The organism is Streptomyces sp. SID5464 (assembly GCF_009862985.1).
In the GTDB taxonomy this organism is placed as follows: Bacteria; Actinomycetota; Actinomycetes; order Streptomycetales; family Streptomycetaceae; genus Streptomyces; species Streptomyces chartreusis_D.
Genome location: NZ_WWIQ01000080.1, coordinates 1 through 253, shown reverse-complemented (window position 1 = coordinate 253; position 253 = coordinate 1). Strand labels below are relative to the sequence as shown.

At 76.3% G+C, this 253-nt stretch carries 1 protein-coding gene; it reads left to right on the top strand.

The window, feature by feature from the left end:
• On the top strand, positions 1 to 253 hold a 253-nt coding region (locus GTY47_RS39985), incomplete at both ends, for a beta-ketoacyl synthase N-terminal-like domain-containing protein (protein WP_010049427.1).

The window sequence follows — 253 nt, the reverse complement described above, 5'->3', positions numbered from 1 at the left end:
GGCGGTGCAGGCGCTGCGGCAGGGCGAGTGCTCCCTCGCGCTCGCGAGTGGGGTGATGGTGCTGGCCAACCCCGCGGCGTTCGTCGAGTTCTCCCGGCAGCGGGGCCTGGCGGAGGACGGCCGCTGCAAGCCGTTCGCCGCCTCGGCCGACGGCTTCAGTGCCGGCGAGGGTGTGGGCGTGCTGGCGGTGGAGCGGTTGTCGGACGCCCGGCGCAACGGGCACCGGGTGCTGGGCGTGGTGCGGGGTTCCGCG